This is a genomic window from Caballeronia sp. GAWG1-1, from assembly GCF_023631465.1.
Lineage (GTDB): Bacteria > Pseudomonadota > Gammaproteobacteria > Burkholderiales > Burkholderiaceae > Caballeronia.
Genome location: NZ_JALQDB010000014.1, coordinates 300,246 through 312,561, shown reverse-complemented (window position 1 = coordinate 312,561; position 12,316 = coordinate 300,246). Strand labels below are relative to the sequence as shown.

Annotated in this window: 10 protein-coding genes; 4 read left to right on the top strand and 6 right to left on the bottom strand. The window is 64.4% G+C overall.

Going from position 1 to position 12,316, the window contains the following annotated elements:
- Position 1 precedes the first annotated feature (1 nt).
- From NCT03_RS10115 to NCT03_RS10100, 4 genes are read left to right on the top strand one after another with little or no spacing between them, the layout of a single operon-like run.
- Positions 2-673 carry a LutC/YkgG family protein gene (locus tag NCT03_RS10115; RefSeq protein ID WP_250465279.1) on the top strand — a complete coding sequence of 224 codons (672 nt, stop codon included), beginning with the start codon at positions 2-4 and terminating at the stop codon, positions 671-673.
- A 29-nt stretch (positions 674-702) separates the two neighbouring features.
- Positions 703-2,073 carry a sodium:proton antiporter gene (locus NCT03_RS10110; RefSeq protein WP_250465309.1) on the top strand — a complete coding sequence of 457 codons (1,371 nt, stop codon included), beginning with the start codon at positions 703-705 and terminating at the stop codon, positions 2,071-2,073.
- A gap of 10 nt (positions 2,074-2,083) precedes the next feature.
- Complete coding sequence (locus tag NCT03_RS10105) at positions 2,084-3,064, top strand: 2-hydroxyacid dehydrogenase (RefSeq protein ID WP_244825841.1); 981 nt, start codon at positions 2,084-2,086, stop codon at positions 3,062-3,064.
- On the top strand, positions 3,061-4,518 hold the full coding sequence (locus NCT03_RS10100; protein WP_250465278.1) for a DNA recombination protein RmuC: 1,458 nt from the start codon (positions 3,061-3,063) through the stop codon (positions 4,516-4,518). Before NCT03_RS10105 ends, NCT03_RS10100 begins: the two co-directional genes overlap by 4 nt.
- Before the next feature lie 48 nt (positions 4,519-4,566).
- On the opposite strand, the gene NCT03_RS10095 is transcribed toward NCT03_RS10100, so the two are convergent.
- The 6 genes from NCT03_RS10095 to NCT03_RS10070 form a co-directional block, all read right to left on the bottom strand.
- Positions 4,567-5,046 carry a GNAT family N-acetyltransferase gene (locus tag NCT03_RS10095; RefSeq protein ID WP_350030006.1) on the bottom strand — a complete coding sequence of 160 codons (480 nt, stop codon included), beginning with the start codon at positions 5,044-5,046 and terminating at the stop codon, positions 4,567-4,569.
- Positions 5,043-5,318 (bottom strand): hypothetical protein, encoded by a 276-nt coding sequence (locus NCT03_RS10090; protein WP_049655276.1) that lies wholly within the window; start codon positions 5,316-5,318, stop codon positions 5,043-5,045. The genes NCT03_RS10095 and NCT03_RS10090 overlap by 4 nt, the downstream gene beginning before the upstream one ends.
- 64 nt (positions 5,319-5,382) lie before the next feature.
- The gene (moeA, locus tag NCT03_RS10085) at positions 5,383-6,687 is read right to left on the bottom strand and encodes a molybdopterin molybdotransferase MoeA (protein ID WP_250465277.1); all 1,305 of its coding nucleotides are present in this window, start codon (positions 6,685-6,687) and stop codon (positions 5,383-5,385) included.
- A gap of 76 nt (positions 6,688-6,763) precedes the next feature.
- Positions 6,764-7,381 (bottom strand): molybdenum cofactor guanylyltransferase MobA, encoded by a 618-nt coding sequence (gene mobA, locus NCT03_RS10080; RefSeq protein ID WP_250465276.1) that lies wholly within the window; start codon positions 7,379-7,381, stop codon positions 6,764-6,766.
- Positions 7,381-8,487: a GTP 3',8-cyclase MoaA gene (moaA, locus tag NCT03_RS10075; RefSeq protein ID WP_250465275.1), complete on the bottom strand. Its 1,107-nt coding sequence runs from the start codon at positions 8,485-8,487 to the stop codon at positions 7,381-7,383. The genes mobA and moaA overlap by 1 nt, the downstream gene beginning before the upstream one ends.
- 205 nt (positions 8,488-8,692) lie before the next feature.
- Positions 8,693-12,097, bottom strand: coding sequence for an Rne/Rng family ribonuclease (locus NCT03_RS10070; RefSeq protein WP_250465274.1), 3,405 nt, complete (start codon positions 12,095-12,097; stop codon positions 8,693-8,695).
- Between the last annotated feature and the right edge of the window lie 219 nt (positions 12,098-12,316).

Sequence of the window (12,316 nt, the reverse complement as noted above, 5' to 3'; positions counted from 1 at the left end):
CATGGACACATCGGCGGCGCGCCGCAATATTCTCGCGCGCATACGCAGCGCGCAGGGCAGACGCGGTGAGCCGACCGAAGCCGAGCGTGCCACCGCGAACGACTATCTGACGCGTCATCCCGAAGGTCCGCGCCCGCCGTTGCCCGACACCCGCGACGCGCTCATCGCGCGGTTCCGGCTCGAAGCCGAACGGCTCTCGACGACCGTCGCCGAAGTCGCCGCGCTCGGCGATGCTCCCGCCGAAGCCGCGCGCTACCTCCGCTCGTTGAATCTTGCCACCGATGCCGTCGCATGGCCTGCGTTGGCTGAGTTGCCGTGGACCCAGGCGGGCATTCAAGCGTCGTTACGCAAGCCGGAAGACGCGGATCTCGTCGGCATCACGGGCTGCTTTTGCGCGACGGCGGAAACCGGGTCGCTCGTGTTGCTGTCCGGCCCGGATACGCCCGCGTCCGGCGCGCTCTTGCCGCAGACGCATATCGCGGTCGTGCCGGCTTCGCGCATCGTCGCGGCGCATGAAGACGCCTTCGCACTGATTCGCGCGGAACGGGGCGAACTGCCGCGTGCGGTGAACTTCGTTTCCGGGCCGTCGCGCACCGGCGATATCGAGCAGACCATCGTGCTGGGCGCGCATGGGCCGTATCGCGTGCATGTAATCGTCGTGACCGAAGCGTGAGCGCAGTGCGGTCTCTTCTCCTCGGCTGCATGGCATTGCTCGGCGCGATGTCGAACGCGTCGGCGGCCACGGTCGATGGCGCGAGCTTGTCGGCGGCTTGGGGCGTTCCGTTCTTCGGCATGCTGCTTTCCATCGCGGTGTTTCCGCTCGTCGCGGCGAAGCTCTGGCATCACCACTTCGGCAAGATCGCGTTGCTCTGGGCGCTCGCGTTTCTCGTACCCTTCGCGGCTGCGTTCGGCGGCGGCACGGCGCTCGGCGTATTCGTTCACGCGATGCTCGAAGAGTACATACCGTTCATCGTTTTGCTGGCTTCCTTGTACACGGTCGCGGGCGGCATTTGCGTGCACGGCGATCTTCGCGGCTCGCCGCGTCTGAATGCCTCGTTGCTCGCGCTGGGAACCGTGCTGGCAAGCCTCATGGGCACGACCGGCGCGGCCATGCTGCTGATCCGCCCGCTCTTGCGCGCCAACGAAAACCGCAGGCATGTCGTGCATGTGGTCGTGTTCTTCATCTTTCTCGTGGCGAACGTGGGCGGCTCTTTGTCGCCGCTCGGCGATCCACCTTTGTTCCTCGGCTTTCTGAACGGCGTCGGTTTCTTCTGGACGACCACGCATCTCTTTCTGCCGATGCTCCTCGTCTCCATCGTTCTCCTCGCGCTCTTCTACGCGCTGGATACTTATTTCTGGCGCAAGGAAGAAAAAACGCAGCCCGGCTCGGTCGGGACGATTGCAGTTCGCATCGACGGCAGGATCAACTTTTTGCTGCTCGCGGCGGTCGTCGCATTGGTGCTGATGAGCGGCATCTGGAAGCCGGGCGTCGTGTTCGATGTGTATGGCACGCATCTGCATTTGCAGAACGTCGTGCGCGACGCGGCTCTGGTGATCGTGCTGCTCGCATCGCTCGTGCTCACGCCGAATAGCGCGCGCGAGGGCAACGCGTTCGACTGGGCGCCTATCGAAGAAGTGGCGAAGCTTTTCGCGGCCATTTTCATCACCATCGCGCCGGTCATCACGATTCTGCGCGCGGGCGAGTCGGGCGCGTTCGCGGGCATCGTGCACGCGGTGTCCGACCAAGGCAAGCCGCACGATCTCGCCTATTTCTGGGCCACGGGCATCCTGTCTTCGTTCCTCGATAACGCGCCGACGTATCTCGTGTTCTTCAATCTCGCGGGCGGCGACGCTCCCACGCTCATGACCACGGGCGCGTCCACACTCGCGGCAATCTCGGCGGGCGCGGTCTTCATGGGCGCGAACACGTATATCGGCAATGCGCCGAATTTCATGGTGAAGGCAATCGCCGAATCGCGCGGCATTCGCATGCCGGGCTTCTTCGGTTATATGGGATGGTCTGGCATCGTCCTGTTGCCGTTATTCGCCGTCTTGGGCTGGCTATTTTTCTAGGAGCAATTCGATGAAGAAGGTGCTTGTTGCGCGTCCCACTTTTCCCGATGTGGTCGAACGTCTGAAACAGTATTTCGAAGTCGATCTGAATCCGGGCGACGTGCTTGGCCAGGAGGAGTTTCGCGCGCGTCTGGCCGACAAGGACGGCGCGTTCACTGCCGGCGAAATGGTCGGCGAAACGGAACTGGCGGGCTCGCCGAACCTGAAAGTCGTCGCGAACATGGCGGTCGGCTACAACAACTTCGACATGCACGCCTTCGACGCGCACAAGGTGCTCGGCACCAACACGCCCAACGTGCTGAACGAAACCACCGCCGACTTCGGCTGGGCGCTCATGATGGCAGCGGCCCGGCGCGTGACCGAATCCGAGCACTTTCTGCGCGCGGGCAAATGGCAGAAGTGGAGTTTCGATTCGTTCCTCGGCACCGACGTGTACGGCTCGACGCTCGGCGTGATCGGCATGGGCCGGATCGGGCAAGCGCTGGCGCGCCGCGCGGTGGGCTTCGACATGCGCGTGATCTATCACAACCGTTCGCGCGTCGCGCCGGAGATCGAGTCGCAACTCAACGCGGAGTACGCGTCGAAGGAAGACTTGTTGAAGCGCGCGGATCACGTCGTGCTCGTGCTGCCCTACACCAAGGAGAACCATCACACCATCGGCGCGGCCGAACTCGCGTTGATGAAGCCGACGGCCACGCTTACCAACATCGCGCGCGGCGGAATCGTCGACGATTCCGCGTTGATCGCCGCGCTGCGCGAGAAGCGTATCGCGGCGGCGGGGATCGACGTGTTCGAAGGCGAACCCGACTTCAATCCCGATTTTCTGTTGCTCGATAACGTCGCGTTGACGCCGCATATCGCGAGCGCCACCGAGTCGACGCGCCGCGCGATGGCCAATCTCGCCGCGGACAATCTCATCGCCGGTTTGGGTGAAGGACCGCGCGCCGGCAATCCGCCGAATCCGATCAACCCGGACGTGCTGAAAAAATGATCGAACTGTTGTACGGCGCGATCGCGCTCCTGGCGATTGCGCTTCTGGTTGCGCTCGTCGTCCTGTTTGCGACGATGCGGCGCACGTCCCGCGTCGATATCGAAGAGGAATTCGTCGCGCTCACCGACCGCGTGAACGACATGGGCGAGGCGCAGGCGCGCACGCAGGAGCGGCTCGAACGCGGCTTGCGTGGCGATATCGCGGAGAGCACGCGCGTCTCGCGCATGGAATCGCAAAGCGGCTTCACGCAGTTTCATCAGACGCTCGCGACGCAGTTGGCGAGCACGTCGAGCGTGCAGAACGCGCAGTTCGACGCGCTTGCGCAGCAACTCGCGCAGCAGAGTCAGCAGGCGCGCGACGATCAGGGCAACGCGCTCAAGCGCTTCGCCGACTCCATGACTTTGCATCTCGGCCAGCTATCGGAAGCGAACGAACGGCGGCTCGGCGAAGTGCGCGCGACGCTCGAAGCGCGCCTCAAGGACATCGAGGCGAACAACTCGGCGAAGCTCGATGAAATGCGCCGCACCGTCGATGAAAAGCTGCATTCCACGCTGGAGCAGCGGCTCGGCGAATCGTTCAAGCTGGTGTCGGACCGGCTCGAACAAGTGCATCGGGGCTTGGGTGAGATGCAGACGCTCGCGGCGGGCGTCGGCGATCTGAAGAAGGTGCTGACCAACGTCAAGACGCGCGGCATTTGGGGCGAAGTGCAACTGGAGTCGTTGCTTGAACAGTTGCTCACGCCGGATCAATACGCGAAGAACGTCGCGACCGTGCCCAAGAGCAACGAACGCGTGGAGTTTGCAGTCAAATTGCCGGGCCGTCACGACACGCCGGGCGCGCCGGGCGATGCCGCGACGCCGGTGTGGCTGCCTATCGACGCCAAGTTTCCGCGCGAGGACTACGAGCGTCTCGTCGATGCGCAAGATCGAGCAGATCCCGTCGGTGTGGAAGAGGCCGCGCGTGCGCTCGAAGGACGCTTGCGCGCGGAGGCGCGTTCCATCGCGCAGAAGTACGTGTCGCCGCCGCATACGACCGACTTCGCGTTGCTGTTTCTGCCGACCGAGGGTTTGTATGCCGAAGTGTTGCGGCGTCCGGGTCTGACCGACTATCTACAGCGCGAGCATCGCGTGAGCGTGGCCGGTCCGACTACACTCACGGCGCTGCTCAACAGTCTGCAAATGGGCTTCAGGACGCTCGCTATCGAAAAGCGGTCGAGCGAGGTGTGGCAGGTGCTCGGCGCGGTGAAAACCGAGTTCAACAAGTTCGGCGATGTACTCGCGAAAACGAAGTCGCAACTCGAAACCGTCACGCGCTCGATCGAAGCGGCGCAGACGCGCACGCGTCAAATGGGCAAGCGCCTGCGCGACGTGGAAGCGCTTCCGGGTGAGGAAGCGCGCGGTCTGCTCGGGGATGACGAGGCCGCGCTGCCGCGAGATGGGGACGACGAGCTTTGACGAGCTTCAGATGGATAAGCGGCCTGCGCGTCAGCGATGCAACCGCGTCTACGAAGCCAACCGCTCAAGCGACTCACCCGTGATACGCACGATGCGCCAGTCCGGCAATACGGTTGCGCCCATCTTTTCATAGAAGTCGATGGCGTTCTGATTCCAGTCCAGCACCGACCATTCGAAGCGGCCGCACTGACGCTCGACCGCAAGTGCCGCAAGTCGCTTGAGCATCTGCGTGCCGAGGCCGCAGCCGCGCAACGTCGGGCGTATGTAGAGATCTTCCAGATACAGCCCGCGCTTGCCGAGAAACGTGGAGAAGTTATGGAAGAAGAGCGCATAGCCGACCACTTCGCCCGCCTGTTCCGCGACCAGCGCTTCGGCTGACGGACGCGCGCCGAAGAGCGCATCGCGCACGCCGTCTTCGGTCGCGATAAACAGATGCGTGAGCTTCTCGAATTCCGCGAGTTCGTACATCAGCGCGTAGATCGCGCCGATATCGGCGGGCGTGGCGGGGCGAATCGACGCGCCGCTCACGCTTCCTCCGGTGCGTCGGACAACACGATTTCTATGCCGCCGAAACGCGACGCCACCCAGTTATAAGCATGGCACGCAATCCACAACAGCACGAAGCCAAGGATTGCGTTGAGCAGCAGCGCGCTTGTGACCGTGCTCACTTCCACCGAGCCGTATCGCACGAACGCGACCACCACGCCGAGCAGCACGATCGGCACGCTGAAAGTCAGATACACGAGGATCAGGGCCTTGGCCGTCTGTCCGGGTGCAATGGATGAGATCTGCTTTTTCATGGACTAAAAACCCGTCTATCGATAAAAAATGGTGGTGATCGCGTCGCCCTGCTTTTTGGCGCGCTCAAACGAGGCCGTCGAACGGCACGATATCCACGGGATCGCCCGTTTCGAGATTGCCGCGATCGTGTTCGAGCACGATGAAGCAATTGGCCCGGCTCATGGAACTCAGCACGCCTGAACCTTGCGGCCCGGTGGTCACGACGCTCCATTGTCCGTCGGCGCGGCGGCTTGCAATGCCGCGCTGAAATTCCGTGCGGCCCGCGCGCTTTTTGATCGGCTCGGCGCAGGTCGCGCGAATCTCGATGAGCGGCTGGCGTGCGGCGCCCGACATGGCCAGCAAGGCTTCACGGACGATGAAGTAGAACGTGGCCATCACGGCAACGGGGTTCCCCGGCAAGCCGAAGAAGAGCGCCGATTCGCCCGTGCCCGCGCGCGGTCCCGACCACAAGCGGCCGAATGCGAGCGGGCGGCCGGGACGCATGGCGATCTTCCAGAACGCGACGTCGCCGAGCGAGTTCATCAGTTCGCGCGTGAAATCGGCGTCGCCAACGGAGACGCCCCCCGAGCTGATGACGACATCCGCTGCTTGCGCCGCTTCGCGCAACGCCTTCTCCAACGATGCCCGGTCGTCGCGCACGATGCCCAGATCGACCGTCTCGACATCGAGGCGGCGCAGCATCGCGAAAAGGGTGTAGCGGTTGCTGTCGTAAAGGCTGCCGGGCGCAAGCGGTTCGCCGACGGAGCGCAACTCGTCGCCCGTGGAAAAGAACGCGACGACGAGACGCTTCCGCACCGCGACTTCGGCGATTCCGAGCGACGCAAGCAAGCCGAGGTCGGACGCCCGCACGATACGGCCTGCTTGCAAAGCGGCCTTGCCGCGAGCCAAGTCTTCGCCGGCGAGCCGCCGGTTCTGGCCTTCGCTTACGACGGTTGATGGGAAGCGAATGACGTCGTCAGCGCGCGTGACGAGTTCTTGCGGCACGACGGTGTCGCAGCCTGGCGGAATCAGCGCGCCCGTCATGATGCGCACGCATTGAGCCGAGTTGGGTTCGGCGCTGAAGGGACGTCCGGCGAGCGCGATACCCGCGACGTTCAGCTCGACGGCATCGCGCACGGCATAGAGCGCGGCGCTCTTGAACGCGTAGCCGTCCATTGCGGAGTTGTCGAATGCCGGGACATCGATGGGCGAGATCACGTCTTCGGCGAGCACGCGGCCGAGCGCTTCATAAAGACTTACGCGTTCGACACGCCCGGCATTTCCACGCGGCATGGCCCACTGACGAACGATTTCCTGCGCGGCCGCAACCGGCAGCGCGTTCGGATCGTAGTAAGTGACGCAAGCGGAGAAGGGCCTGGACGTGGTCATGAATCGGAATGGTCGCGACCGAAGTCGGGAAGGACAGCGATGCTGGAACCGGCTGAACCTGAACGAATGCGCGTGGCTAACGACGCGCCAGTTCAGCTAGCTGATGCAAATCATTGATATTGTAAAACGCGCGATCATCGTGAAATGGCACTTGCACCGCCTTGTGGCGCGCGTACCACGCACGGACCTTGCGTTCGCCGGCGGCAAGCCAGGCGTCGAGATCGTCGGCGAGCGAGGTTCGAATCAGCGCGAATACCGGATGTGCGATGCGCGTTTCGTCCGTATCGACGGTCGCCGCATAAGCGATGTCCGCGCCATGTTCGTCGAGCGCGCGTCGCAACGTGGTGCCGAGTTGCGGATCGACGAAAGGCGCGTCGCAAGGCGCGGTCAGCACGAACTCGGTGTGCGCCGCGCGCAATGCAGTGGCGATGCCGGCAAGCGGGCCGGGATAATCGGCGAGCGAATCGGCGATGACGCGTGCATCGAAACGCGTAGCGAGTCGAGCGTAGTCGTCGCCCGAACGATTCGCGCTGATGAGCATGGCGTCCGTCTGCGGCGCGAGGCGGCGCAGCACATGCAACGCGAGCGGTTCGTCGCGCAGGAGCTGTAGTCCCTTGTCGACGCCGCCCATGCGCGAGCCGCGTCCGCCCGCGAGCACGAGTCCGGTGGTCTGATTTTCCGGGGCCACGGGCATCAACCGCCGATGTACGACATCTCGACGCGCGGCGCTTCACGGCGCGCGTTTCCCGCCGCGCTGCCGCGCAATTGCGAATAGCGATCGCCGCGCGCGTGCCAGATGTGCGCAACGGCGTTGGCGACGTCGGCATCGCTCGCGCCGCCGCGAATGAGCGCGCGCAGATCGTGGCCGGACGTGGCGAAAAGGCAGAGGTACAGCTTGCCTTCGGTCGAGAGCCGCGCGCGCGTGCAAGTGCCGCAGAACGCGCGCGTGACGCTCGAAATCACGCCGATCTCTCCGCTGCCGTCGAGATAGCCCCAGCGTTGCGCGGTTTCGGCGGCCGTATGCGCTTCGAGCGGCGCGAGCGCAAAATGCTCGGCGATCCGCTCGACAACTTGCGCGGACGGCAAAACCTCGCTCATGTTCCAGCCGTTCGACGCACCGACATCCATGTATTCGATGAAGCGCAGCACCACGCCGCTGCCTTTGAAGTGACGCGCCATCGGCACGACTTCCTGATCGTTCGTGCCGCGCTTGACGACCATGTTGACCTTGATCGGCAAAAGGCCCGCCGACTGCGCGGCTTCGATGCCGTCGAGCACGTCGGCCACGGCGAAATCGGCGTCGTTCATGCGGCGAAAGAGCGTGTCGTCGAGCGCATCCAGACTGACCGTGACGCGCGACAGCCCCGCATCCTTGAGCGAACGTGCCTTGCGCGCGAGCAGCGATCCGTTGGTGGTCAGCGTGAGATCGAGCGGACGGCCTTCGGGCGTGCGCAGAAGCGCGAGTCGTTCGATCAGAAATTCGATGTTCTTGCGCAGTAGCGGCTCACCGCCCGTCAAACGGATTTTTTCGACGCCGTGGGCCACGAAGACGCGCGCCAGCCGCTCGATTTCCTCGAACGAGAGCAGGGCGGAATGCGGCAGAAACGGGTAGTCCTTGTCGAACACGTCGCGCGGCATGCAGTAGACGCAGCGGAAGTTGCAGCGATCCGTGACCGAGATGCGCAGATCGCGCAGCGGACGCGCGAGCGTGTCCGTCAGCAACCCGGATGGCAATGCCACCGCGCCGGAAAAATCCGGAATGGCGCTGACATCGGCTAAGGGGATGATGCGTCGGGACATGGCGGCGGTCTTGCTCGGCTCGGAAGCTTGTTCGAATAGTAGAAGCACGTAGTCATTTTAGCGGAACGCGGCGAACCAGTCGTCTTACCCTTTGGTACAGGCTTTCCATACCTAGGCGTCAAAAAAAAACGCCATCGACGTTAGCCGATGGCGTTTTTCCTGCGCAACCGGGCGTTCCATGGAACGCCTGGCGGCGGCACTACGCTTACTGCGCGTCTTTGCCGGTTTCCACTTGCTGCATCGGCGCGGCGCTCACAGGCGGCAGCGGCTTGCGCTCGCGCGGCACGCGTGCCGGCGCGGCTTCGCGCTCGGCTGCGGCGTTGGCGTCGCGCAGCTTGCTGGCGTCCGTGTTGACCCAGACGAGGCCGGCGGATTCGAGCATCGGTTGCAACGCTTCCGTCGATACCGGCGTCGCGGCCGGTGCAGCCGCGGGCGCGGCGGCTTTCACCGGCTCCGCTTCCACTGCGACGGGCTGCGAAGCCACTGCCGTTTCGATCACGCTTTCAGTCGTCACCGTTTCCACGGCCTGGACCTGCACGGGCGGAACCGAAGTCGCCTCAGGCGTCGCTGCAACCGCGGCGACCTTGACGGGTTCGGCGGGTTCGGCCCGTACCGGCGCGGCTTCGGCGGACGGCGTTTCCGCGATTGCCTCAGCCGGAGCTTCGAACGGCTTGGCCGTTTCCACTGGCTTCGCGGTTTCGACAGGCGCGGCCACTTCGACAGGCTTCGCTTCTTCCACGGCCGCGGGAGCAGCAGGCGTGGCAGGCGCGAAAGGATCGGCAGGCTTCGTTTCCGCGAGTTTCGGCGTCGGGCCGAACGGGTTATCGACCGCGAGCGACGCGTCCGGCTTCGCGAAAAACTCCGGCGCCGGTTCGGGCGTCGTCGCCTTCAACTGCGCGTTCGCTTCGATAGCCTCTGTCTGCGACGGCTGCTCGACGCGCACAGGCGCTTGCACCGGTGCAGCGACGGCTTGCTCGGGCGCCTTTTCCACGCTGCGTTCGGCGACAGGCTGCGGCGCGGCGACGGCCGGACGCGGTTCGCGACGCGCGGCGGCTTCTTGCGCGGCTTCCGCGTCGAACACGCCAGCTTGCGCCGACATGCTTTCGGCTGCGCCTTCCGCTTCGGCGACATCGGCGGCGTGATTCACCGTCGTGCCGTCATCTTCACGTTCGCGACGACCGCCACGACGACCGCGACGGCGGCGACGACGCTCTTCGCCATCACGCGCGGCTTGTTCCGCCGACACCGCGTCGAGACCGTTTTGCTGCGCGAAGTCGTCGTCGGTTTGCGCCGTTTCGACGATTTCCGACGGCACCGCTTCGCTTGGCGTCAGTGCTTCGACGGCGGTTTCGGCCTGCGGCTTGCGACGCTCGCCACGTTCCGGACGCTCGGTGCGTTCCGCACGATCGCCACGTTCACCACGCTCGCCGCGATCCGCACGCTCGCGTCGTTCCGGACGCTCCGCAGCCTCGGCGCGCGGTGCGCGTTCGGCGTTTCGGTCCTGATTGCGTTCGCGCGGCTCACGTGCCTCACGCGGCTCGCGCGCCTCGCGGGGTTCGCGTCCTTCACGTCCTTCGCGTGCTTCACGCGGCTCGCGAACTTCGCGCAATTCACGGCCTTCGCGACCCGGACGCGCCTCGCGGTCTTCACGGCGTGCGCCTTGACGGCCCGTGCCATTGCCGCCGCCAACCGCGCCATTCACGCCGTTTGCGCCGGCAGCGGCGCCCACGGCCGCGCCATCGCGATTCGCACCGCCACGGCGATTACGGTTGCGATCGCCGCCGCCCGTGCGTTCGCCGCGCTCCGGGCGCTCGCGTGGCGCGCGCGTGGCGGGTTGCGCTTCGACCGGCGCGGGCGCCGGTTTGACTTCAGGCTGAATGCCGAACAGGTTTTTGATCCACGCGATGAACCCGCCGCTCGCCGGCTCCGGCGTCGCTGCAACGGGCGCGGCCTCGACCGGCGCCGGTTTGACCGGCGCGCTCGGCGCGGGCTTCTCGGGCGTGATGCCCTTGACCGCCGCTTCCTGCTTCGGCTTTACTTCCTCGGTGCGTTTGCTGTAGCCGGTTTCCGATTCCATCTCGGTTGCCGCTTCCACTGCCATCTTCCACGAGGCGCGCGGTTCGTCGAGACGGGCATCGTCGTGACGCAGACGCTCCAGCTTGTAATGCGGTGTCTCCAGATGCTTGTTCGGGATCAGAACGACGTTGACCTTGAAGCGCGACTCGATCTTGTTGATTTCCGAGCGCTTTTCGTTCAACAGGAAAGCGGTCACTTCGACCGGCACCTGGCAATGAATCGCCGCGGTGTTTTCCTTCATTGCCTCTTCCTGAATGATCCGCAGCACTTGCAGCGCGGACGACTCGGTATCGCGGATATGGCCCGTGCCGTTACAACGCGGGCAGGTGACGTGGCTGCCTTCGGAGAGTGCCGGACGCAGCCGCTGACGCGACAGTTCCATCAACCCGAAGCGCGAAATCTTGCCCATTTGTACGCGCGCACGGTCGTGCTTGAGCGCGTCTTTCAGGCGCTGTTCGACCTCGCGCTGGCTCTTTGCCGACTCCATGTCGATAAAGTCGATCACGATCAGCCCGCCCAGATCGCGCAGACGCAACTGGCGCGCGACTTCGTCGGCGGCTTCCAGATTGGTGCGTGTGGCGGTTTCCTCGATGTCGGCGCCCTTGGTCGCGCGCGCCGAGTTCACGTCGATGGCGACGAGCGCCTCGGTGTGATCGATCACGATCGCGCCGCCCGAAGGCAGCGGCACCGTGCGCGAGTAAGCGGTTTCAATCTGATGCTCGATCTGGAAACGCGAGAACAGCGGCACGTCGTCGTGATAGCGCTTCACCTTTTGCAGGTTGTCGGGCATCACGATGTCCATGAAGGCGCGCGCCTGATCATGGATTTCGGTCGTGTCGATGAGGATTTCGCCGATATCCGGCTGGAAATAGTCGCGAATCGCGCGAATGACGAGGCTCGATTCGAGATAAATCAGCATGGGCTGGCCGGCGACACCGCTCTGCGACGCGGCTTCGATCGCGCGCCACAGTTGCATCAGGTAATTCAGGTCCCACTGGAGTTCTTCGGCCGAGCGTCCGATCCCCGCTGTGCGCGCGATGATGCTCATGCCTTCCGGCAGTTCGAGCTGCGCCATGGTTTCGCGCAGTTCTTGCCGCTCGTCGCCTTCGATCCGGCGCGACACGCCGCCGCCGCGCGGGTTGTTCGGCATCAGGACGAGATAGCGTCCGGCGAGCGAAATGAACGTGGTCAGCGCCGCGCCCTTGTTGCCGCGCTCTTCCTTTTCGACCTGAACGATCAGTTCCTGGCCTTCGCGCAGCGCGTCCTGAATGCGCGCGGAGCGCATCTCGATGCCGTCGCGAAAATATTGGCGGGCGACTTCCTTGAACGGCAGAAAACCGTGGCGGTCCTCGCCGTAGTTGACGAAACAGGCTTCGAGCGACGGCTCGATGCGGGTGACGACTCCCTTGTAGATGTTGCCTTTGCGCTGTTCGCGCCCGGCGGTTTCGATGTCGATATCGATGAGCTTCTGCCCATCGACGATGGCGACGCGGAGTTCTTCCTGCTGCGTCGCATTAAACAGCATGCGTTTCATTGAACGGCTCCAGAGCGGCTCTGCCGTCCCTCATCTTGCGAATCGGCGCGGAGTTCGAACCCGTGGTCGAACATCGGCGGGCGAAGCGGGAGGGCGAGCGTGCCGCGCTTTTTGTGTGTTGTCACAAAGCACGCTGGAGCGGGACTTCTGGCGGGAGAATTGCCGAAAGCGGGCACGGGCGCATGAGCGGGCCGGGCCGTGGGGCACCTTGCGACAACT